This window comes from Saccharothrix texasensis (assembly GCF_003752005.1).
Taxonomy (GTDB): domain Bacteria; phylum Actinomycetota; class Actinomycetes; order Mycobacteriales; family Pseudonocardiaceae; genus Actinosynnema; species Actinosynnema texasense.
On record NZ_RJKM01000001.1, the window covers coordinates 7,616,004 to 7,636,876 of the forward strand.

The window sequence follows — 20,873 nt, forward strand, 5'->3', positions numbered from 1 at the left end:
CACCGGCCGGCGAGAAGTCCGGCATCGAAGTCGCGGTGGTGACGGGCCTGTCGGGGGCGGGCCGCAGCACGGCCGCGAAGTGCCTGGAGGACCTGGGCTGGTTCGTGGTGGACAACCTGCCGCCCGAGCTGATCGCGACCATGGTGGAGCTCGGCGCGCAGGCCAGGGGCGCGATCACCAGGGTCGCGGTGGTGATGGACGTGCGCAGCCGCGCGTTCACCGAGGACCTGGCGGCGGTCATCAAGGACCTGGACGCGCGCGGCTACAAGCCGAAGGTGCTGTTCCTGGAGGCCACCGACGACGTGCTGATCCGCCGGTTCGAGTCGGTGCGGCGCGGCCACCCGCTGCAGGCGGACGGCCGGCTGGCCGACGGCATCGAGGCCGAGCGGGTCCTCCTGACGCCGCTGCGGGAGGAGGCCGACCTGGTGCTGGACACCTCGGCGCTGTCGGTGCACCAGCTGCGGGCCAAGATCGAGGACACCTTCGGCACCGAGTCGGCGACCCGCACCCGCGTCACGGTGCTGTCCTTCGGCTACAAGTACGGCCTGCCGATGGACGCCGACCTGGTGATGGACGTGCGGTTCCTGCCGAACCCGTTCTGGATCCCGGAGCTGCGCGAGCAGACCGGCCTGGACGGCGACGTGCGCAACTACGTGCTCACGCAGGAGGGCGCGGAGGAGTTCCTGGACCGCTACCACGAGCTGCTGCGGCTGATCGGCGCCGGCTACCGGCGCGAGGGCAAGCGGTACCTGACCCTGGCGGTCGGCTGCACCGGCGGCAAGCACCGCAGCGTGGCCATCTCCGAGGAGCTCGCGGGCCGGTTGGCCAGCGAGGACGGCATGGCCGTCAAGGTCGTGCACCGGGACCTGGGACGCGAGTGAGCTTCAGAGCGGTCGCGCTGGGCGGTGGGCACGGGCTGCACGCCACGCTCACCGCCCTGCGCCGGGTGACCGACGACCTGACGGCCGTGGTGACGGTCGCGGACGACGGCGGCTCCTCGGGGCGGCTGCGCCGCGAGCTGGGCCTGCTGCCGCCCGGCGACCTGCGCAAGGCGATGGTGGCGCTGGCGGGCGCCGACGAGTCGAGCGCGCTGTGGTCGACGCTGTTCCAGCACCGCTTCGGCGGCACCGGCGCGCTCGCCGGGCACGCCGTCGGCAACCTGGTGCTGGCGGGCCTGTTCGAGCAGCTCGGCGACCCGGTGGCGGTGCTGCGGGAAGCGGGCAGGCTGCTCGGCGTGCGCGGTCGCGTGCTGCCGATGTGCACCGAGCCGCTGTCGATCGAGGCCGACGTGACCGGGCTGGACGACGACGCCGACGTGGTGCGCCGCATCCGGGGCCAGGTCGCGGTCGCCACCACGCCGGGACGCGTGCAGCGGATCCGGCTCAACGGGCCGGGCGGCCCCGGCGAGGCGCCGCGCGGCTGCCCGGAGGCGGTGGAGGCGGTGCTCGCCGCGGACGTCGTGGTGCTCGGCCCCGGCTCGTGGTTCACCAGCGTGCTGCCGCACCTGCTCGTGCCCGAGCTGCACGACGCCCTGGTGCGCACGTCGGCGCGGAAGGTGGTCGTGCTCAACCTCGTCCCCCAACCGGGGGAAACCGACGGCTTCTCGCCGGAGCTGCACCTGGACGTCCTGCGCGCGCACGCGCCCGCCCTGCGGGTGGACGCGGTGATCGCGGACGTCGACGCGGTGCCCGTTCCGGACCGGCTGCGCAGGGCCGCCGCAGCTCTCGGCGCTGCGGCGCACCTCGCGCCCATCGCCGTGGCCGGCGCGCCCGACCGGCACGACCCGACCGCGCTGGCGTCGAGCATCACCCGGGCGTTGGCCGGCCCTGGTGACGAGACCGGCGGGGCGTCGAGTACAACCCTCCAGGAAGACCGGACGAGCAGGGGAGGCGAGGCGCCGTGGCGATGACGTCGGCGGTGAAGGACGAGCTGAGCAGGCTGGCCGTCTCGAAGACCTGCTGTCGCCGCGCGGAGGTCGCCTCGTTGCTGCGGTTCGCGGGCGGGCTGCACATCGTGGGCGGCCGGGTGGTCGTCGAGGCGGAGCTGGACCTGGGCTCGACGGCGCGTCGGCTGCGCCGCGAGATCCACGAGCTGTACGGGCACCAGTCGGACGTGTTCACCATCACGTCCAGCGGGTTGCGCAAGGGCACCCGGTTCGTGGTGCGCGTGGTGAAGGACGGCGAGGGGCTGGCCAGGCAGACGGGTCTGCTGGACCCGCGCGGGCGCCCGGTCCGCGGCCTGCCCGCGCCGGTGGTGTCGGGCGGGGTGTGCGACGCGGAGGCGGCGTGGCGGGGCGCGTTCCTGGCGCACGGCTCGCTGACCGAGCCGGGCCGCTCGTCGTCGATGGAGGTGACCTGCCCGGGGCCGGAGGCGGCGTTGGCGCTGGTCGGCGCGGCGCGGCGGATGGGCATCGGCTCGAAGTCGCGCGAGGTGCGCGGCGCGGAGCGCGTGGTGATAAGGGATGGCGACGCGATCGGCGCGATGCTGACCAGGCTCGGCGCGCACGACAGCGTGCTGGCCTGGGAGGAGCGCCGGATGCGCCGCGAGGTGCGCGCGACGGCGAACCGCCTGGCGAACTTCGACGACGCCAACCTGCGCCGCTCGGCCCGTGCCGCCGTGGCCGCCGCCGCCCGCGTGCAGCGCGCGCTGGAGATCCTGGGCGCCGAGGCGCCGGACCACCTGGCCGCCGCGGGCGCGCTGCGCCTGGCCCACCGCCAGGCGTCCCTGGAGGAGCTGGGCCAGCTGTCCGACCCGCAGATGACCAAGGACGCGGTCGCGGGCCGCATCCGCCGCCTGCTGGCGATGGCGGACAAGCGGGCCAAGGAGCTGGGCATGCCCGACACCGAGTCCGCCGTGACCGCCGACATGCTCGACGCCGAGGTCTGACCCGGGAAGCCCGCGCGTGTCCTACGTCCGGAACAGGCGTGTCCCACGTCCAGGACACCCGAGTTGAACGCTCACGACGTGCCGCGCCCGCCCGCGGCACGTCCTAGCCCAACCCCAGGGCGGCGACCAGCGGGTCGGCCAGGGACCGCACGTAGGTGTCGGTGAGGTGGTTGTCGCGGTAGACGACCACGTTGCCCACCACGGCCGGGCAGGTGTCGGCGCGGCAGATCCAGTCGGTCAGGTCGACCACCCGCACGCCCGGCAGGCCGGTCGCGGCGTCGGCCAGCGGGTCGGACGGCGAGCCGACGGCCCGCTCCCGGGGCGTGTCGCAGTCGGCCGGGTCGTCGGGGCGGCGTTCCAGGCACGGCGCGACCGGGCGTTCCGGCCGGGGCAGCTCGCGGATCACGGCGACCGGGATGGCGGCGTCGGACAGCGCGGAGAGCACGGTCCGGTACCCGTCGACCATGTCGGCGGTCGACTCCCACGTCCACTTGAGGTCCTTGAGGTAGGACTCCGGCGACATGGCGGCCGTGACCACGAGGTCGGGCGCGAGGTCGCGGATGTGGTCGAGCTTCTTCAGGTTCTCCTCGGAGCAGACGGTCAGCGGCGTGCCCGCCTCCGTCGGCGGCGCGGTCGAGAACGGGCAGCCGTTGCGCGCCAGCAGGTGCACCTGCCACTGGTCGCCGCCGCCGCGCCGGGCGAACGCGGCCAGCGCGGTGCTGAACTGCGCGGCGTGCGAGTCGCCGACCACGACCAGCGTCCTGGGCGCCTCCGGCTTGCCGAACACGCACGACTTGAGCCCGTCGGCCAGGTCGCGCGTCACGCAGTCGTCGTGCGGCCAGTCCTCCCCGGCCACGGCGGGCGCGGGCGCGAGCGGGACGCCGGTCGGCGCGGACAGCGGCCGGCCCGGGTCCAGCGCCAGCGCGCCGGGGTGGTCGGCGTCGATCACCGACCTGCCGCGCAACGCGGCCAACGCCGACTCGGCCGACGCCCACCCGCCCGACGCGACCGCCACGGTCACCGCGACCATCACCGCGCCGAGCCCGTACGTCACGCGCCTGCGGGCGGGCCGCCGCCGCCGGAACGGGTCCTCGACGAAGTGCTTCGACACCGCCGCCAGCACGAGGCTCGCGCCGGCGGCCGGCGCCTCGTACCCGGCGAGCGACTCGCGCCCGGTCAGCTCCAGCACGAACACGATCACCGGCCAGTGCCACAGGTAGAGGCTGTAGGAGATGTCGCCGACGTAGGTCAGCGGGCGCAGGCCGAGCACGCGGGCGAGCGAGTCCTCCCGGGCGACGAGCATCGCGACCGCCCCGAACGTCGGCAGCGCCGCGACCCAGCCGGGGAACGCCAGGTCCGTGGAGAACCAGAACGCGCTCGCCAGCACCGCCGCCAGACCGCCCCAGCCGAGCAGCGCGCGCGCCACCCGGCCCGGCCGCAGCCGGTGCAGCGCCATCGCGGCGAGGCCGCCGATCCCGAGCTCCCACATCCGCGTGGGCGTGACGAAGTACGCCGCGCCCGGGTCCACCGGCGTGTACCAGGCGGAGAACGCGAACGACGCGACCGTGACCACGCCGACCGCGACCGCCGCGTACCGCACCGGCCCACCGCCCAGCCGTGCCGCGAGGACCGCCGCGGCCAGCAGCACCAGCGGGATGACCAGGTAGAACTGCTCCTCGACGGCCAGCGACCAGAAGTGCTGCACCGGTGACGCGCCGGCGGTGGCGTGCCCGTAGTCGTTCGACAGCACGGCCAGCAGCCAGTTCTGCGCGTTGACCGCGGAGAACAGCACCTCGCGCAGCACGGTCGGCCACCGCGACTCGGGCAGCACCGCGAACACCGCCGCGGTGACGGCCAGCAGCACGGCGGTGGCGGCGGGCAGGAGCCTGCGGATCCGCCGCGCGTAGAAGTCGAGCAGCCCGACCCGGCCGGTGCGCCGGACCTCGCCGGTGAGCGTGCCGATGATCAGGAAGCCCGAGAGCACGAAGAAGACGTCGACGCCCACGAAACCGCCGGGCAGCCACTCGGGGCGCAGGTGGTAGCAGATCACCAGGGCGACGGCCAGCGCGCGCAGGCCCTGGATGTCGGCGCGGACCGCGGGGCGTTCGGCGGCACGCGCGGCCGCGACGGGTGGTTCACCGGTCACCAGCGCCACAGCCACCGCCTCGCCTCGAATCGAAAGCGGCGCAGCTTAACCCGATCGTGTATCAGTCCGTCCTCGCCCCGGGCGTGTCCCGCGGTCGTGACGACCGTGTCCCGCGTCCAGGGCACCGCGGCGAACGCCCGCGACGGCCACCCTCCGTCACGCGACCTCGCGCCCTGCGGGCGTGCACTGAGCGTCATACCCTGGGGGACGGCGGGCCCGGCGCCGGGGCACGACCCGGCCGCACTCCGGGGTCACCGCGCCCCGACCACCGAGTTACTTAGAAGTAACAAGCCGGTCGAGCTGGATTTTCTTGTTCGATAAAGAGATCCTGGTGGTCCACGTGACCAGGGACGCAGGCCGGAGGCTAGGCTGACTCTCGGCTGCCTGGTCAGCCCATGACTGCACGCCCCTGGCGGACAACGCCAGTCGAGTACCGAGGAGACTCACCGTGACGGTTCGCGTAGGTGTCAATGGTTTCGGCCGCATCGGTCGCAACTTCTGGCGCGCCGTTCAGGCCAGCGGGCACGACATCGAGATCGTCGCCTTCAACGACCTCGGTGACGTCAACACCATGGCCCACCTGCTCAAGTACGACTCCATCCTCGGCCGCCTCGACGGTGAGGTGACCGTGACCGACGAGGGTATCGCGGTCGACGGCAAGGTCATCAAGGCGCTGGCCGAGCGCGACCCCGGCAAGCTGCCCTGGAAGGACCTCGGCGTCGACGTCGTCGTCGAGTCGACCGGCTTCTTCACCGACGCCTCGGCCGCCCGCAAGCACGTGGACGAGGGTGGCGCGAAGAAGGTCATCATCTCCGCGCCGGCCAAGGGTGAGGACCTCACCGTGGTGCTGGGCGCGAACGACGACCAGTACGACGGTTCGCAGACCGTCATCTCGAACGCCTCGTGCACCACCAACTGCCTGGCCCCGCTGGCCAAGGTGCTGCACGACAGCTTCACCATCGAGCGTGGCCTCATGACCACGATCCACGCCTACACGCAGGACCAGAACCTGCAGGACGCGCCGCACAAGGACCTGCGCCGCGCCCGCGCCGCCGCGCTCAACATCGTGCCCACCAGCACCGGCGCCGCGAAGGCGATCGGCCTGGTCCTGCCGGAGCTGAAGGGCAAGCTCGACGGCTACGCCCTGCGCGTGCCCGTGCCCACCGGCTCGGCCACCGACCTGACCGTCACCGTCGGCCGCGAGGTCACCGTGGACGAGGTCAACGCCGCCTACAAGGCCGCCGCCGACGGTCCCCTCAAGGGCTACCTGCGCTACAACACCGACCCGATCGTGTCGGCCGACATCGTCACCGACCCGGCGTCGTGCATCTACGACGCGCCGCTGACCAAGGTCATCGGCAACCAGGTCAAGGTCGTCGGCTGGTACGACAACGAGTGGGGCTACTCCAACCGCCTCGCCGACCTGGTCAACCTCGTCGCCAGCAAGCTCTGAGCACAGAGGCGGATCACTCGCTGTGAAGACTCTCGACGATCTGCTCAGCGAGGGTGTCTCGGGTCGGCGCGTCCTGGTGCGCGCCGACCTGAACGTCCCCCTCGACGGCGACCGGATCACCGACGACGGCCGCGTCCGCGCGTCGGTGCCCACCATCAAGGCGCTCGTGGACGCGGGCGCCCGCGTCCTGGTCGCCGCGCACCTCGGCCGCCCCAAGGGCGAGCCCGACCCCGAGTTCTCCCTCGCGCCCGTCGCCAAGCGGCTCGGCGAGCTGCTCGGCCAGGACGTCGCGATCGGCGCCGAGGCCGCCGGCGACGGCACCGTCGTGCTGCTGGAGAACATCCGCTTCGACGCCCGCGAGACCAGCAAGGACGACGCCGAGCGCGCCGCCCTCGCCGACGAGCTGGCCGCCAAGGCCGACGCGTTCGTCTCCGACGGCTTCGGCGTCGTGCACCGCAAGCAGGCGTCGGTCTACGACGTGGCCCGGAAGCTCCCGCACTACGCGGGCGGTCTCGTGCTGGCCGAGGTCGAGGTGCTGCGCAAGCTCACCGACGATCTCCGACGCCCGTACGTCGTCGTGCTCGGCGGCGCGAAGGTGTCCGACAAGCTCGGCGTCATCAAGAACCTGCTCACCAAGGTCGACCGGCTCCTCGTCGGCGGCGGCATGGCCTACACCTTCCTCAAGGCCCAGGGCCACGAGGTCGGCGGCTCGCTGCTCCAGGCCGACCAGCTCGACCAGGTCCGCGGCTTCCTCGCCGAGGCCGAGGAGCGCGGCGTCGAGCTCGTGCTCCCGGTCGACGTGCTGGCCGCCGTCGACTTCGCGCCCGACGCGCAGTTCGAGGTCGTCGCCACCGACGCCATCCCCGCCGACCGGCAGGGCCTGGACATCGGCCCGAAGACCCGCGAGCTGTTCGCGGCGAAGCTCGCCGACGCGCAGACCGTGTTCTGGAACGGCCCGATGGGCGTGTTCGAGTTCGAGGCCTTCTCCGGCGGCACCCGCGCGGTGGCCGAGGCGCTGGTCAAGAGCGACGCGTTCACCGTGGTCGGCGGCGGCGACTCGGCCGCGGCCGTGCGCGCCCTCGGCCTGCCCGAAGACGGGTTCTCGCACATCTCCACCGGCGGTGGGGCGTCCCTGGAGTACCTGGAGGGCAAGGAACTGCCCGGCGTGTCTGTGTTGGACGAAGACCTGCTTGCAGGGTCGAGCGGGGGAACCGAGTGATGGCTCAGCGTCAGCCCCTCATCGCGGGCAACTGGAAGATGAACCTCAACCACCTCGAGGCCATCGCCCTGGTGCAGAAGATCGCCTTCTCGCTCCCGGAGAAGTACTTCGCCAAGGTCGAGGTCGCGGTGCTGCCCCCGTTCGTCGACATCCGGTCGATCCAGACCCTCGTCGACGGCGACAAGCTGCTGCTCAAGTACGGCGCGCAGGACCTGTCGCCGCACGACTCGGGCGCCTACACCGGCGACGTGTCCGGCCCGATGCTGGCCAAGCTCGGCTGCTCCTTCGTCACCGTGGGCCACTCCGAGCGTCGCGAGTACCACCACGAGGACGACGCGGTGGTCAACAAGAAGGTCAAGGCGGCGCTCAAGCACGGCGTCACCCCGATCTTCTGCCTCGGCGAGCAGCTGGACGTCCGCGAGTCCGGCGGCCACGTCGCGCACTGCACCGACCAGCTCGTCGCGGGGCTGAAGGGCCTCACCGCCGAGCAGGTGCGCGACGTCGTCATCGCCTACGAGCCGGTGTGGGCGATCGGCACCGGCAAGGTCGCCTCGTCGGCGGACGCGCAGGAGGTGTGCTCCGCCATTCGGGTCAAGCTCGCCGAGCTCCACGGCGAGGACGTCGCTTCGGCCGTTCGAGTGCTTTACGGCGGCTCGGTCAAGTCGGGCAACATCGCCGAGTTGATCTCCCAGAAGGACGTCGACGGCGCTCTTGTCGGTGGTGCGAGCCTGGATGCGGACGAGTTCGCCAAGCTGTGCGCACTCGCGGCGGGCGGCCCTCTACCCTGATGTGACTGACACACTCTTCACCCGCGGTGGTCCACGGTCGGCAGTCGACCGGGTACTCTGTGGCGTCACCTGCCTGACAGCGAGGAAGAAATGATCCTGTTCCTTCAGATCCTGTTGCTCGTCTCCAGCGTGCTGCTGATCCTGCTCGTGCTGCTGCACCGCGGGCGTGGCGGCGGTCTGTCCTCGTTGTTCGGCGGCGGCATGCAGTCGAGCCTGTCCGGTTCCAGCGTGGTCGAGAAGAACCTCGACCGGCTGACGTTGTTCGTCGGCTCGGTCTGGGTCATCGCCATCGTGGGCATCGGACTGCTGTTGAAGGTCAACTGACACAGGTCGGCGGGCGCCGACGGCGTCGGCCGACGCGGACACAGGGAATCCACGTGGTGGGGGTGTGAGGGTCGATGGCTGGTGGTAACGCGATTCGCGGTACCCGCGTCGGCGCAGGCCCGATGGGCGAATCGGAGCGCGGCGAGTCCGCGCCCCGACGTCGGGTGTCGTACTGGTGCGCGAACGCGCACGAGTCTCGGCCGTCGTTCGCGGTCGAAGCCGAGATCCCGGAGAACTGGGACTGCCCCCGGTGCGGTCTGCCGGCCGGGCGCGACGAGCAGGCACCTCCTGCTCCGCCGCGCAACGAGCCGTACAAGACGCACTTGGCGTACGTGAAGGAGCGGCGCTCCGACGCGGACGGTGAGGCGATCCTCGAAGAGGCGCTCACCAAGCTGCGCAAGCAGCGCGAAGAGCCCTAGACAGGCTCGGGCGAGAACGGCACGACGGCCCCGGTGGGACTTCCCGCCGGGGCCGTCGTCGTCTCCGTTCCCGCCCGGTCTCCGCCCCTGCCCGGTCAGCTCCGCCTGGTGAACAGGCCGGAGAACTGGCGGCGGACCATGATCGCGCCCACCAGCAGGAAGAACACCAGGATCACCAGGGTGGACGTCGTGCCACCGGTCGAGCTGGTCAACGCCACGTCCACGCTGCCCACCAGCACCACCCCGCAGTCGGCGCGGATCACGTGGCGGCCCGGCTGGATCGTGGTGAACTCGACCCGGGTGCTGAACGTGCCCGAGTCGTCCGCCTTCGCCGCGCCGACGGCCTCGCCCAGCGAGCTGAGCCGCACCGGCGACCCCGGCTCGCACCCCGTGCCGGTGGCGGTCAACGGGTCACCCGGCTGGATGTTGTCCTTGTCCAGGGTCAACGCGCCGTCACCGTCGAACGGGACCGTGCTGACGGCCGAGGTCGACGCGGAACTGCCCGTCGTGGTCGTCGTCGTGGTCGTGGTGGTGGTGGTCGTCGTGGTCGGCCGGGTGGTGGTGGTCGTCGGGCGCGTGGTGCTCGTCGTGGTCACCGGGGGAGCGGTCGTCGTCGTGACCGGCGGCGGGGTGGTGGTCGTGGTCGGCCTCGCCGTCACCGTGAAGTTGTCCGTCGGGGACGACGTCGCCGCGCACTGCGGACGTGCCGTGACCCGGTGCACGCCGACACCCGCGTCCGGCGGCACGGTCGCCGAACCGGACCCCGCGCCGCGACCCGCGTGCCTGCCGCTGCCGATCACCCGCCCGCCGTCCCACAGCAGCTGCACGGTGTAGTTCGAGCAGTCCGGGTCGAGGTACACGCCGGTCCAGCTCACCGTGAACGTGCTGCCCGCCGGGCCGGAGTCCGGGCTCGCGGTCGCGACGCCCTGCTGCTGCGCCGATACCGGTGCCGCTACAAGCGCCGTAACGGCATATGCCGAGGCACCGAGTAAAGCTAGTGTTCCTGCCGATCGCATGCCGACTCCCGGACCAGTCCGCTACCCCCGATGAGGTGCCTTGTGAGACGCATTATGAGCAGCGTCGGTTTACTGCTCCTGTGCGGGATCTTCTTCGGCGTCGCCCCGGCGCACGCCGCCGGGGACGCGGTCACCATCGACGCCACGGTGGACGGCGTCCCGGTCGGTGAGGACGAGCTGCTGCTCGACCCGTCGCGCTCCTCCCTCATCTCCGTGACCGTCCACAACGGAACGGACACGGTCCGGCACGTCAAGACGATCCGGCTGTCCGGCACGGCGCTGGCGCTGACGTTCTTCTCCTACGACACGACCGTGCCGTTCGACGTGCCCGCCCGGGAGAGCGTCACGCGCGGGTTCGTGCTCGACCTCGGGCAGCTCGGCGCCCAGGCCACCGGGTTGCTGCCGACCGAGCTGGAGGTGCTCGACACCAACCGCGACGTGGTGGCGTCGATCGGCATGACCGGTGACGTGCGCGGGTCGATGTGGTCGGTCTACGGCGTGTTCGGGCTCGCGGTGTTCGGGTTGACCCTGCTGGCGTGGGCGGGCGCGCTGTTCGCGCTGGCGCGCCGGCGGCTGCCCGCGAACCGGTGGCAGCGGGCGATGCGGTTCCTGCCCGCCGGCGTCGGCACCGGGCTCGTGGCGGTGATCTCGCTGTCCGTGCTGCGGGTCATGGCGCCGTCGCCGGCGGCGGAGATCCCGTTCGTGCTGGGCGCGGCCGCGGTCGCGTTCGCCCTGGGCTACCTGACACCTCACCCGGACGTGGACGACCTGCGCCCGGTCGGTCCGGCGGGCCCGGCCGGTCCGGTCGACCCCGAGGCCACGCAGCGCATCACGCGGCCGTTGCCGGGCGGTGTGGCGTGACGGTGTCGGCGAACGTCGTCGCGGCGCTGCCGCAGTACGAGCTCGGCGCGGAGGTCGGGCGCGGCGGGATGGGGGTCGTGTACGCGGCCGTGCACCGGCCGTTGGGGCGGGCGGTGGCGGTGAAGCGGCTGCCCGGGGTGCTCGCCTCGGACGAGCGGATGAGCGCGCGGTTCGCGCACGAGGCGCGGCTGCTGGCGCGGCTCGACCACCCGCACATCGTGCCCGTCTACGACTACGTCCAGGACCGCGGCGAGCACCTGCTGGTGATGGAGAAGCTCGACGGTGGCACGGTGTGGTCGAGGTTCACCGGTTCGGGTGTCACGCCCGCGTCGTCGTGCGCCATCGGTCTGGCGATGCTGTCGGGGCTGCACGCGGCGCACGGGGCCGGGGTGCTGCACCTGGACGTGAAGCCGAAGAACCTGCTGTTCACCTCCGGCGGGGTGCTCAAGGTCGCCGATTTCGGGATCTCGCAGGTGGTGAGCGAGGGCGCGACGCTCGTGACGCACGGCGGGCAGGTGCTCGGCACGCCCGCGTACCTGTCGCCGGAGCAGGCGCTGGGCAACCCGCTGAGCCCGGCGGCCGACGTCTACGGCGCGGCGACGGTGCTGTACGAGCTGCTGAGCGGCAGGCTGCCGTTCGACAGCGGTGGCGGGGCGTTGGCGATGATCCAGCGCCACGTCCACCAGCAGCCCCGTCCCCTGACCGAGGTGCCGAGCCCGCTCGCCCAGGTGATCATGCGGGGGCTCGAACGCGACCCCCGGGCGCGGTACCGCAACGCGGAGACGTTCGCGGTGGACCTGGCGGGCGCGGCGGCCGAGCTCTTCGGCCGGGACTGGCTGCTGCGCCTCGGCGCGCCGGTCCACCTGAGCCCCCACGTGGCCGCCGCCGGCAACCGCTCCGCGCCGGGCCCCTCCGGGCCGCGGGAGAGCCTCGACCTCCCCGTTCGGGCGACGCTCGTGGACACCCCGGCGACACCGCCCGTGCGGCTGGGCGCGCAGACCCTCGTGCCGGCGGCGCAGGTGCTGGCCGCCCCGGGGCCCGCCCGGTGGTTCGCCCTGGCCGCGGGCCTCGCCGCCGCCGTGATGATCGCCCTCCCCTTCGCCGCGCCGACCCGCGACCTGCCGATCCTCGACGCCGACCTGAGCAAGCCGGTCGCCGTCGGCCAGGGCGACCCCGCGACCGCGCGCCTCGCCGTGACGGCCGCCGGGATCACCCTGGCCGACGTGCCCGCCGCCTCCCCTCCCGCCGACGCCCCCGCCGCGTCGCCGCTGACGTTCGAGCTGCCCGGCGCGAGCCGGTGGATCGTGGGCGGCGCCGCGGTGGCCACCGTGACGGCCGACGGCCGGTCCACCGCCCACCTCCTCCGGCCGACGACGCACCCGATGATCAGCATCATGGGCGCGGGGAGCGCGGTGCTGCTGCTGTTCGCGCTCGCGTACCTGGAGTCGGTCGTGCGGTCCCTGCGGCGGCGCCAGGCGGGGACCGGCGCGGTGGTCGTGGCCGGGCCGTTGGGCTTCGCGCTCGGCGTGGCCGGGTGGCTGCTGCCGTCGGTGCTCCTGCGGCACCCGCCCGACCTGTGGCTGGCGCTGGTGTGCGGCGGGCTGGGAGCGGCGGCGGCGGTGTGCACGGCCGTGGCCACCCGGCGCGGGGCGCGCGGCGTGGTTGACAGACTCGGCTAATGCCATTAGCTTTTGAGTTACATACATTAGCCGACCGTGGGAGTGGACATGACCGAGTTCCTGGAGCTCGACGGCGGACGGCTCGCCTACGACGTGACCGGTGAGGGGCCGCTGATCGTGCTGGCCCACGGCATGGGCGACAACCGCGGCGCCTACCGCGAGGTGGCCGCCCGGCTCGCCGGCGCCGGGTACCGCGTCGCCACCGTGGACCAGCGCGGCCACGGCGAGTCCAGCACCGGCTGGCCCTCCTACACCCGCACCGACTCGGCGGCCGACCTGCTGGCCGTGGTCCGGTACCTGGGTGGCCCGGCCGTGCTCGTCGGCCACTCGTTCGCCGGTGGCTCCGTCGCCATCGCCGCCGCCCGGGAGCCCGGGTCGGTCACCGCGATCGTGCAGATCAGCCCGTTCACCCGGGCGCAGCGGGTCGACTTCGGCGCTCTCCTCTCGAACCCCCGCTACCGCAAGGGGATGCTGCTGCTCATGGGCGCGGGGATGTTCCGCAGCGTCGGGCTGTGGAAGCGCTACCTCGACCACGCCTACCCCGGCGCCAAGCCCGCGGGCTTCGCCGAGCACCTCGCCGCGCTCGACGCGGACCTGCGCAGGTCCGGTCGGATGGCGGTGGTGGGGAAGATGGGCATGTCCGCGCCGACCGACGCGGGCGCCGTGCTCGGCGACCTCCGGTGCCCCGCGCTGGTCGTCGAAGGTTCGCTCGACCCCGACTGGGTCGACGCCCGCGCGGAGGGCGAGGGCGTCGTGGCCGCCATGCCGCCGGGGCTGGGCCGCGTCGAGGTCGTCGAGGGGGCGGGCCACTACCCGCACGTGCAGTTCCCGGCCGAGGTGGCCGCGGCGGTCCTGGCCTTCCTCGGGGCGGGCGCCCGTGGCTAGGGCGGCGCTGTCCGCGACCGCGGTGGTCGACGTCGCGCTGCGCCTGGTCGACGAGGAGGGTCCCGCCGCGCTGACCCTGGCGGCGGTGGCCTCCCGGGCGGGTGTGGCCACGCCGTCGCTGTACAAGCACGTCCGCAACCTGGCCGAGCTGCGCGCCCTGCTGTCGGTGCGGATCATGGACGAGCTGGCCGACCGGATCGGCGGGGCGGTGCTCGGTCGATCCGCCGACGAGGCGATCCGCGCGCTCATGACGGCGTGGCGGGGTTACGCGGTGGGTCACCCGCACCGCTACTCCGTGATCATCCAGGCGCCCGAGCCGATGGTGGCGCAGGCGGGGGAGAGGCTGGTCGGCATCGTGCTGGCCACCCTCCGCGGGTACGGCTTGGAGGACTCCGCGGCGATCCACGCGGTCCGGTGCCTGCGCGCGGCCATGCACGGCTTCGCGTTGCTGGAAGCGGAGAACGCGTTCCAGCTCCCCGAGACGCTGGACGAGTCCTACGACCTGTTGATCCACATGGTGGTCGCCGGGGTGCGGACACCTCCGCGCCGCGCCTGAGACTCAGGCTTCCAGCGGCCTGAACAGGGGAAACGTCACTTTCACGGCGAAGCCGCCGTTGTCGGTGGGTCCGGCTTCCAGCTCACCGCCCAACAGCGCCGCGCGTTCCCGCAGCCCCATCAGACCGTGACCACCGCTGGGCAGCGCCGCCCCGTCCACCGACCCCACGGCGCCCTCCGGGGCCTCGTTGCGCACCTCCACCCGCAGCTGGTCGGCGTCGGCGATCACCGACACGGCGGTGGCCGCACCGCACGCGTGCTTCCGCACGTTCGTCAACGCCTCCTGCACCGTCCGGTAAGCCGCGCCCGACACCGGGGCGGGCAGGTCGGCCACCGGGCCCCGCACGGTCAACGTCGCGGTAATGCCGGCGGCGCCGACCAGCTGCGACAGGTCCTCGACCCGGGGCTGCGGGGAGTCGTCGCCGCTGGTCGTCCGCAGCACGCTCACCAGCTGCCGCAGCTCGTCCAACGTCCTCGTGCTCAACATCCGGATCGTCCCGGCGACCTGCCTCGCGTCCGGGTCGGCCGCGGTCATCCGCAGCGCGCCCGCCTGCATCGCGATCAGGCTCACCTGGTGCGACACGACGTCGTGCATCTCCCGAGCCAACCGGGCCCGCTCGTCCGCCCGCACGGCGTGCGCGTGCAGCATCCGCTCCCGCTCCCGGCTCGCCGCCAGCTCGGAGATCCGCGCCGACAGCTCCTCCCGGGCGTGCGCCAGCAACCCGATCGCGATCGGCATCCCCGCCACGATGCACCCGTAGATGGCGTTGTGGACGTGGGTCTTCCAGTCGAGCGCCACGAACTCGTCCAGCGGCCACACGAAGAACCGGCTCAGCCACACCAGGGCCGCGCCGATGTAGGTCTGCGCGGACAGCAACTGCTGCCGCGCCAAGGTGCCCAGCGCGATCATCGCCGCCAACTGCGCCCACCCGGCCAGGAAGCCGGGCACGGTGATCAGCACCACCAGGAACGGGAACCGCCGGCGCAACGCCACGGCCGCCACCGCCACGACCGACAGCACGTAGTTGTACGGCTCGGCCTCGGGCACGACCCGCAGCCACACGTCCAGCGCCGCGATGCCGACGGCCGCCGCGTCGAACGCGAGCTGCCGGTGCCTGCCGAGCACCCGGCCCAGGAACCGCCCGACCACCCGGTGGAAGGCAGCACGCCGCACCCGCTCGGTCGCGACGCCGTTGTCCCGACCGCTCGGCAGCCTTTCGACAGCGTTGCCGGCCAGGGTCCGACCTCCTGTGTCAGCTGTCCGCCGGTCCTCACCGTACTGCGCTGTCATCGCGCTTGGCATGACCCGCCTTTCCGCCCCCGACCCGCTCGGACGACCCGCTCACCCTTCGAGATGCTGTGATTACCCGAACGGGACGCCGGGCGCCGCACAAAATTGCGAGCGCGAACGTCCGGTGAGCGGACAACGTGCGGGGGAACGGCCGCGAGTGCCCCACATCACCCCGGGAACGCCGCTGCCGCCGTGCCCGGGGAGGGCGACGGCGGCAGCGGGACGGCGGGGGTCAGGCCGACGGCGGGGTGTGGGCGTCCGGCACCTTCGCGGCGGCGGCCGAGTCGAGCAGCCACAGCGTCCGGTGGAGGCCGCGCGCGCCGGCGGCGGGCAGCCGCGACTCGTCCTCGCCGGCCACGCCCGAGGCCACGGCGGCGGCCTTCGCCGCACCGGTCGTCATCAGCCACACCTCCCGCGCCGCGCGGATGGCGGGCAGGGTGAGGCTCACCCGGGTCGGCGGCGGCTTGGGGCAGTCGCGCACCGCGACGACCGGGCGCTCCCGCTCCGCCACCGCAGGCGACTCCGGGAAGATCGAGGCCACGTGCCCCTCCTCGCCCACGCCGAGCAGGCACACGTCGAACGACGGCACGGCGCCGTCGCCCTCGGCGGCGGCGAGCACGGCGGCGTACGCCTCGGCGGCGGCCTCCGGGTCGTCGCCGAACCGCCCGTCCGACGGCTCCATGACGTGCACCCGCGACGCCGGCACCGGCACGTGGTCCAGCAACGCCTCCCGCGCCTGCGTCTCGTTGCGCTCGGGGTGCCCGGCGGGCAGGAACCGCTCGTCGCCCCAGTACAGGTCGACCCGGGTCCAGTCCACCGCGTCGCGGGCGGGGATGGCGCGCAGGTGCTCCAGCACCGCGATGCCGGTCCGCCCGCCGGTCAGCACCAGCGACGCCGACCCGCGCGCGGCCTGCGCGTCCACCAGCGCGGTGACCAGGCGGGCGGCCGTGGCGGCGGCCAGCAGGTCGCCGTCGCGGTGCACCACCAGCTCGGGCCGGCTCACGAGCCGGCCTTCGCCTTCGCCGCCTTGGGCGCGCCCTTCGCGCCGGCTTTGGAGCCGGACTTCGGCGCGGCGGTCTTCGCCGACGCCTTCGCGGGCTTGCCGTCCGTGTCCGCCTTCGCACCTGCCTTGCCGTCCATCGGGCTGTCACCGACCTGGGTGACGAGCCCGCCGTCCGACTTCGCCTTGACAGCACCGGACGCGCTCCCGGACGCCGCGCGTGCGGGCTTGCGCGTCGAGGTGGCGGCGGCCTTCGGCGTGGTCCGGCCGCGCACGACCTTGCCCAGCGACCGCAGCGCCGCCTCGTACACCTCGTCCGGGTCGAGCCGGCGCAGCTCCTCGGCCAGGCAGTCGCGCACCTGGCGGCGCTGCAACGCGACCCGCCGCTCCGGCTGGCCGGGCTGGGTCAGCGCGCCGACCTTGCCGTCGGGGCGCGACAGCTCCACCACCCCGGACCGGCGCACCAGCCGCACGTCGACGATGCCCTCGCCGCGGCTGGCCCGCGCGCGCTTCACCGGCACCCGCAGGCACCCGGCGAGCCACGCGGCCAGCAGGTCGGTCGACGGCGAGTCGACCTCGCCGCTCACCTCGGCCTCGGTGACCTTCTCGTGCGGCGGCAGGTCGAACGCCGACGCGAGCATCGCCCGCCACAGCGTCAGCCGCGTCCACGCCAGGTCCGTGTCACCCGGCGTGTAGCCGACCTTGCGCTGCTCCAACGCCCGGATCGGGTTCTTCTCCGCCGCCGCGTCGGTGATCCGGCGCTGCGCGAGCTGCCCGATGGGGTCCTCGGCGGGCACGGCGGGCGCCTCGTTCGGCCACCACGCCACCACCGGGGTGTCCGGCAGCAGCAGCGGCACGACGCACGAGGCGCCCTCGTTGGCCAGCTCGCCGTACAGGCGCAGCACGACGACCTCGGACGCGCCCGCGTCGCCGCCGACGCGGATCTGCGCGTCGAGCCGGGGCGCGGCCTTGCGCGCGCCGCGCGCCACCACGATCACCCGGCAGGGGTGCTCGCGGCTGGCGTCGTTGGCCGCGTCGATGGCGTCCTCGGTCTTGGTGCCGTCGTCGGTCACGATGACCAGCGTCAGCACCCGGCCGAGGGTGACCGCGCCGCCTTCTTCGCGCAGCCGCACGAGCTTGCTGTTGACCTGCGACGTGGTCGTCGAGGGCAGGTCGATGATCACGGACGCCTCCAGTGCCTGCCGGTGCGGGCCAGCATCTCGTCCGCCGACGCCGGCCCCCAGGTGCCTGCCTTGTACTTCTCCGGCGCGCCGGTGGCGCTCCAGTGCTCGATCACGGGGTCCAGGATCTCCCAGGACAGCTCGACCTCGTCGTTCTTCGGGAACAGCGACGGCTCGCCGAGCAGCACGTCCAGCAGCAGCCGCTCGTAGGCCTCGGGGGAGGACTCGGTGAACGCGTGGCCGTAGCCGAAGTCCATCGTGACGTCGCGGACCTCCATCGAGTTGCCCGGCACCTTGGACCCGAACCGGATGGTCACGCCCTCGTCCGGCTGCACCCGCACCACCAGGGCGTTCTGCCCCAGCTCCTCGGTGGCGGTGTCGTCGAACGGCAGGTGCGGCGCGCGCTTGAACACCACGGCCACCTCGGTGACGCGGCGACCCAGGCGCTTGCCGGTGCGCAGGTAGAACGGCACGCCCGCCCAGCGGCGGGTGTTCACCTCGCAGGTGATGGCCGCGTAGGTCTCGGTGACCGAGTCCTTCGCGAACCCGCCCTCCTCCAGCAGCCCGAGCACCTTCTGCCCGCCCTGCCAGCCGCCGGTGTACTGGCCGCGGGCGGTGGTCTCGTCGAACGGCCCGATCGAGCGCGTCGCCGAGAGCACCTTGACCTTCTCCGCGCGCAGGTCGCTCGGCCGGAACGACACCGGCTCCTCCATCGCGGTCAGCGCGAGGAGTTGCAGCAGGTGGTTCTGGATCACGTCGCGGGCCGCGCCGATGCCGTCGTAGTAGCCCGCGCGACCGCCCAGGCCGATGTCCTCGGCCATGGTGATCTGCACGTGGTCGACGTAGTTGGCGTTCCAGATGGGCTCGTAGAGCTGGTTGGCGAAGCGCAGCGCCAGGATGTTCTGCACCGTCTCCTTGCCGAGGTAGTGGTCGATGCGGAACACCGACTCCTCGGGGAAGACGTCGTTGACGGTCTTGTTCAGCTGCTTCGCGCTGGCCAGGTCGTGGCCGAACGGCTTCTCGATGACCACCCGGCGCCACTGGCCCGGGTTGTCGTTCGGCGGCGTGGCCAGGCCCGCCCGTTTGAGCTGGTTGACCACCGTGGTGAACGCGCTGGGCGGCACCGACAGGTAGAACGCGTGGTTGCCGCCGGTGCCGCGGTCGCGGTCCAGGTCGGAGAGCGTCGCGGCGAGCGAGTCGAACGCGGCGTCGTCGTCGAAGGTGCCCTGCACGAACCGGATGCCCTCGGCGAGCTGGTCCCAGACCTCCTGCCGGAACGGCGTGCGCGCGTGCTCCTTGACGGCGTCGTGCACGACCGCCATGAAGTCCTGGTCGGCCCAGTCGCGGCGGGCGAAGCCGACGAGCGCGAAGCCCGGCGGCAGCAGGCCGCGGTTGGCCAGGTCGTAGATGGCGGGCATGAGCTTCTTGCGCGACAGGTCGCCCGTCACGCCGAAGATGACCAGGCCGGAAGGCCCGGCGATGCGCGGGAGCCGCTTGTCCCGCGGGTCGCGCAGGGGGTTGCGCTTGGTCGGCGTCGTCACGAACCGTCCTCCTGGATCGCCTCGACGAGCTGCGCGAGCCCGGCGACGCGGTCGGTCAGGTGCAGCCGCAGCACCGGACGACCGCGCTCGGCGAGCACCTGGCCGTCGCCCAGCGCCTGGGCCAGCTGCAACGTGCTGAGGTCGTAGGGCCTGCCGGGCACGTCCAACCGCGTCTCGGACGCGCCGGTCAGCTGGAGGAACACGCCGTTCTGGTGACCGCCCTTGTGGTACTGGCCGGTCGAGTGCAGGAACCGCGGCCCCCACCCGAAGGTGGTCTGCAGGTGTGAACGCTGCGCCAACTCCGGGCGGACGAGGGCGAACGAGGCGTCGTCGATCCGGTCGAGGTAGGCCTGCACGGACAGGTAGCCGTGCCCCGGCGCGGCGGCGACGAGCGCCCGCAGCGCCTCGGCGACCGTCTTCACGTCCGCCGGCAGCCAGCCCTCGCTGGGGTACGCCTCGATCGGTCCGTCCACGAAGGCCGGTTCGACGGGCGACGCGGCGGGCGCGTCCAGCAGGGACCGGGACGCCTTCTTCGCCGCCTCGACGTCGGGCTGGTCGAACGGGTTGATCTCCAGCACCCGGCTCACCAGCGCCGTCGCGTACTCCCAGACCAGGAACTGCGCGCCGAGCGAGCCCTCGACCGCGATGCTCGACGAGCCGGTGGCCGGTCCGATCGCGACGGTCGTGGCGTCCGTGCGGGCGTCCACGAACCCGGGCGCGCCCGGACCCTCGACCACCACGGGCAGCAGGCCGGTGCCGTTCTTGCCGGTCGACTCGGCGATCAGCTGCTCGGCCCAGTCGCCGAACCCGGCGATGCCCGAGCCGGTGTCGGCGAGCACGACCTTCTCCGCGCCGTGCGCGTGCGCCACCGCGAACGTCGCCGCCAGCACCACCGCCGGGTTGTCCGGCGAGTCGGCCGACACCAGCGGCGCGGCCGACGCCGCCTCGTCCAGCAGCGCGCCGACGTCCGCGCCCGCCAGGCCCGACGGGACCAGGCCGAACGCGGTCAGCGCCGAGTACCGGCCGCCGACGTGCGGGTCGGCCAGGAACACCTTGCGGTAGCCCGCTTCCCGCGACGCCACCTCCAGCGGCGAGCCCGGGTCGGTCACCACGACGATCCGCGACGCGGCGTCGACGCCCTCGGCGGCGAACGCCGCCTCGAAGATCCGCCGGTGGCTGTCGGTCTCGACGGTGCCGCCCGACTTGGACGACACCACCACGACCGTGCGCCGCAGGTCGCCCGCCAGCGCCTCGGCCACCTGGCCGGGGTCGGTGGTGTCCAGCACCACCAGCGGGACGCCCGCCGTGCCCGTGATCACCTCGGGCGCGAGCGACGAGCCGCCCATGCCGGCGAGGACCACGCGGTCCACGCCTTCGGCGAGCAGCTCGTCGCGCAGCGCGGTGATCTCCGCGACCAGCGGGCGGGACGTCTCGTGCAGCGTCGTCCACGCCAGGCGGATCGACGCCTCCGGCTCCGCGTCGGCGCCCCACAGGGTGGCGTCCCCCGCGGTGAGCCTGCTCGGCGCCGAGTCGCGGACCAGGTCGCCGACGACGATGTCGACCTGGTCCTGGTTCGGCGTGCGGACGATCTCCACGGAGATCACCTCGGTCATGTCAGTCCTGTCCGTT

General features: G+C 73.2%; 19 protein-coding genes. 12 read left to right on the forward strand and 7 right to left on the reverse strand.

Going from position 1 to position 20,873, the window contains the following annotated elements; genetic code table 11:
• The first annotated feature begins 23 nt into the window (after positions 1 to 23).
• The 3 genes from rapZ to whiA are packed head-to-tail and all read left to right on the forward strand — an operon-like array spanning position 24 to position 2,886.
• Entirely contained in the window at positions 24 to 881 is an 858-nt protein-coding gene (rapZ, locus tag EDD40_RS34285) for an RNase adapter RapZ (RefSeq protein WP_053721427.1), read from the forward strand.
• Positions 878 to 1,909: a gluconeogenesis factor YvcK family protein gene (locus EDD40_RS34290; protein WP_123746592.1), complete on the forward strand. Its 1,032-nt coding sequence runs from the start codon at positions 878 to 880 to the stop codon at positions 1,907 to 1,909. The genes rapZ and EDD40_RS34290 overlap by 4 nt, the downstream gene beginning before the upstream one ends.
• Complete coding sequence (gene whiA, locus EDD40_RS34295) at positions 1,900 to 2,886, forward strand: DNA-binding protein WhiA (protein ID WP_053721404.1); 987 nt, start codon at positions 1,900 to 1,902, stop codon at positions 2,884 to 2,886. The genes EDD40_RS34290 and whiA overlap by 10 nt, the downstream gene beginning before the upstream one ends.
• Positions 2,887 to 2,989: 103 nt before the next feature.
• Here whiA and EDD40_RS34300 read toward each other — a convergent pair whose 3' ends face one another.
• On the reverse strand, positions 2,990 to 5,047 hold the full coding sequence (locus EDD40_RS34300; protein ID WP_246038024.1) for an acyltransferase family protein: 2,058 nt from the start codon (positions 5,045 to 5,047) through the stop codon (positions 2,990 to 2,992).
• 433 nt (positions 5,048 to 5,480) lie between these two features.
• On the opposite strand from EDD40_RS34300, the gene gap reads away from it, so the two are divergent.
• The 5 genes from gap to EDD40_RS34325 all read left to right on the forward strand — a co-directional run bounded on the left by gap (position 5,481) and on the right by EDD40_RS34325 (position 9,235).
• The gene (gene gap / locus EDD40_RS34305; protein ID WP_073894620.1) at positions 5,481 to 6,485 is read left to right on the forward strand and encodes a type I glyceraldehyde-3-phosphate dehydrogenase; all 1,005 of its coding nucleotides are present in this window, start codon (positions 5,481 to 5,483) and stop codon (positions 6,483 to 6,485) included.
• A 22-nt stretch (positions 6,486 to 6,507) separates the two neighbouring features.
• Positions 6,508 to 7,704: a phosphoglycerate kinase gene (locus EDD40_RS34310; RefSeq protein ID WP_123746594.1), complete on the forward strand. Its 1,197-nt coding sequence runs from the start codon at positions 6,508 to 6,510 to the stop codon at positions 7,702 to 7,704.
• Entirely contained in the window at positions 7,704 to 8,492 is a 789-nt protein-coding gene (tpiA, locus tag EDD40_RS34315; protein ID WP_123748504.1) for a triose-phosphate isomerase, read from the forward strand. Before EDD40_RS34310 ends, tpiA begins: the two co-directional genes overlap by 1 nt.
• Positions 8,493 to 8,582: 90 nt before the next feature.
• Positions 8,583 to 8,816: a preprotein translocase subunit SecG gene (gene secG / locus EDD40_RS34320; RefSeq protein WP_123746595.1), complete on the forward strand. Its 234-nt coding sequence runs from the start codon at positions 8,583 to 8,585 to the stop codon at positions 8,814 to 8,816.
• A 74-nt stretch (positions 8,817 to 8,890) separates the two neighbouring features.
• On the forward strand, positions 8,891 to 9,235 hold the full coding sequence (locus EDD40_RS34325) for an RNA polymerase-binding protein RbpA (RefSeq protein WP_015103628.1): 345 nt from the start codon (positions 8,891 to 8,893) through the stop codon (positions 9,233 to 9,235).
• Between the two features lie 95 nt (positions 9,236 to 9,330).
• Here EDD40_RS34325 and EDD40_RS43880 read toward each other — a convergent pair whose 3' ends face one another.
• Positions 9,331 to 10,110 carry a hypothetical protein gene (locus tag EDD40_RS43880; protein ID WP_246038026.1) on the reverse strand — a complete coding sequence of 260 codons (780 nt, stop codon included), beginning with the start codon at positions 10,108 to 10,110 and terminating at the stop codon, positions 9,331 to 9,333.
• Positions 10,111 to 10,305: 195 nt separating this feature from the next.
• Between EDD40_RS43880 and EDD40_RS34340 the strand changes: the two genes are divergently transcribed.
• The 4 genes from EDD40_RS34340 to EDD40_RS34355 are packed head-to-tail and all read left to right on the forward strand — an operon-like array spanning position 10,306 to position 14,232.
• Complete coding sequence (locus EDD40_RS34340; protein WP_123746596.1) at positions 10,306 to 11,112, forward strand: hypothetical protein; 807 nt, start codon at positions 10,306 to 10,308, stop codon at positions 11,110 to 11,112.
• Positions 11,109 to 12,791, forward strand: a complete 1,683-nt coding sequence (locus EDD40_RS34345; protein WP_123746597.1) for a serine/threonine-protein kinase — start codon at positions 11,109 to 11,111, stop codon at positions 12,789 to 12,791. The genes EDD40_RS34340 and EDD40_RS34345 overlap by 4 nt, the downstream gene beginning before the upstream one ends.
• Before the next feature lie 48 nt (positions 12,792 to 12,839).
• The gene (locus EDD40_RS34350; protein ID WP_123748506.1) at positions 12,840 to 13,676 is read left to right on the forward strand and encodes an alpha/beta fold hydrolase; all 837 of its coding nucleotides are present in this window, start codon (positions 12,840 to 12,842) and stop codon (positions 13,674 to 13,676) included.
• Positions 13,669 to 14,232, forward strand: coding sequence for a TetR/AcrR family transcriptional regulator (locus EDD40_RS34355; RefSeq protein WP_123746598.1), 564 nt, complete (start codon positions 13,669 to 13,671; stop codon positions 14,230 to 14,232). Before EDD40_RS34350 ends, EDD40_RS34355 begins: the two co-directional genes overlap by 8 nt.
• 3 nt (positions 14,233 to 14,235) lie before the next feature.
• On the opposite strand, the gene EDD40_RS34360 is transcribed toward EDD40_RS34355, so the two are convergent.
• The 5 genes from EDD40_RS34360 to EDD40_RS34380 all read right to left on the reverse strand — a co-directional run bounded on the left by EDD40_RS34360 (position 14,236) and on the right by EDD40_RS34380 (position 20,857).
• On the reverse strand, positions 14,236 to 15,534 hold the full coding sequence (locus tag EDD40_RS34360; RefSeq protein WP_123746599.1) for a sensor histidine kinase: 1,299 nt from the start codon (positions 15,532 to 15,534) through the stop codon (positions 14,236 to 14,238).
• A 220-nt stretch (positions 15,535 to 15,754) separates the two neighbouring features.
• Positions 15,755 to 16,525 (reverse strand): 6-phosphogluconolactonase, encoded by a 771-nt coding sequence (gene pgl, locus EDD40_RS34365; protein WP_123746600.1) that lies wholly within the window; start codon positions 16,523 to 16,525, stop codon positions 15,755 to 15,757.
• A complete protein-coding gene (gene opcA / locus EDD40_RS34370; RefSeq protein WP_123746601.1) occupies positions 16,522 to 17,706 on the reverse strand; it encodes a glucose-6-phosphate dehydrogenase assembly protein OpcA in 1,185 nt (394 codons plus the stop codon). Before opcA ends, pgl begins: the two co-directional genes overlap by 4 nt.
• On the reverse strand, positions 17,703 to 19,244 hold the full coding sequence (gene zwf, locus EDD40_RS34375; RefSeq protein ID WP_123746602.1) for a glucose-6-phosphate dehydrogenase: 1,542 nt from the start codon (positions 19,242 to 19,244) through the stop codon (positions 17,703 to 17,705). The genes opcA and zwf overlap by 4 nt, the downstream gene beginning before the upstream one ends.
• Positions 19,241 to 20,857, reverse strand: coding sequence for a glucose-6-phosphate isomerase (locus EDD40_RS34380; RefSeq protein WP_123746603.1), 1,617 nt, complete (start codon positions 20,855 to 20,857; stop codon positions 19,241 to 19,243). The genes zwf and EDD40_RS34380 overlap by 4 nt, the downstream gene beginning before the upstream one ends.
• Positions 20,858 to 20,873 lie beyond the last annotated feature (16 nt).

Excerpts from the sequence above, each read along its gene's own strand:
- tpiA (WP_123748504.1), top strand. The coding sequence starts at position 7,704 with ATGGCTCAGCGTCAGCCCCTCATCGCGGGCAACTGGAAGATGAACCTC.
- secG (WP_123746595.1), top strand. The coding sequence starts at position 8,583 with ATGATCCTGTTCCTTCAGATCCTGTTGCTCGTCTCCAGCGTGCTGCTG.
- EDD40_RS34325 (WP_015103628.1), top strand. The coding sequence starts at position 8,891 with ATGGCTGGTGGTAACGCGATTCGCGGTACCCGCGTCGGCGCAGGCCCG.
- EDD40_RS34340 (WP_123746596.1), top strand. The coding sequence starts at position 10,306 with ATGAGCAGCGTCGGTTTACTGCTCCTGTGCGGGATCTTCTTCGGCGTC.
- EDD40_RS34350 (WP_123748506.1), top strand. The coding sequence starts at position 12,840 with ATGACCGAGTTCCTGGAGCTCGACGGCGGACGGCTCGCCTACGACGTG.
- EDD40_RS34360 (WP_123746599.1), bottom strand. The coding sequence starts at position 15,534 with ATGCCAAGCGCGATGACAGCGCAGTACGGTGAGGACCGGCGGACAGCT.
- EDD40_RS34380 (WP_123746603.1), bottom strand. The coding sequence starts at position 20,857 with ATGACCGAGGTGATCTCCGTGGAGATCGTCCGCACGCCGAACCAGGAC.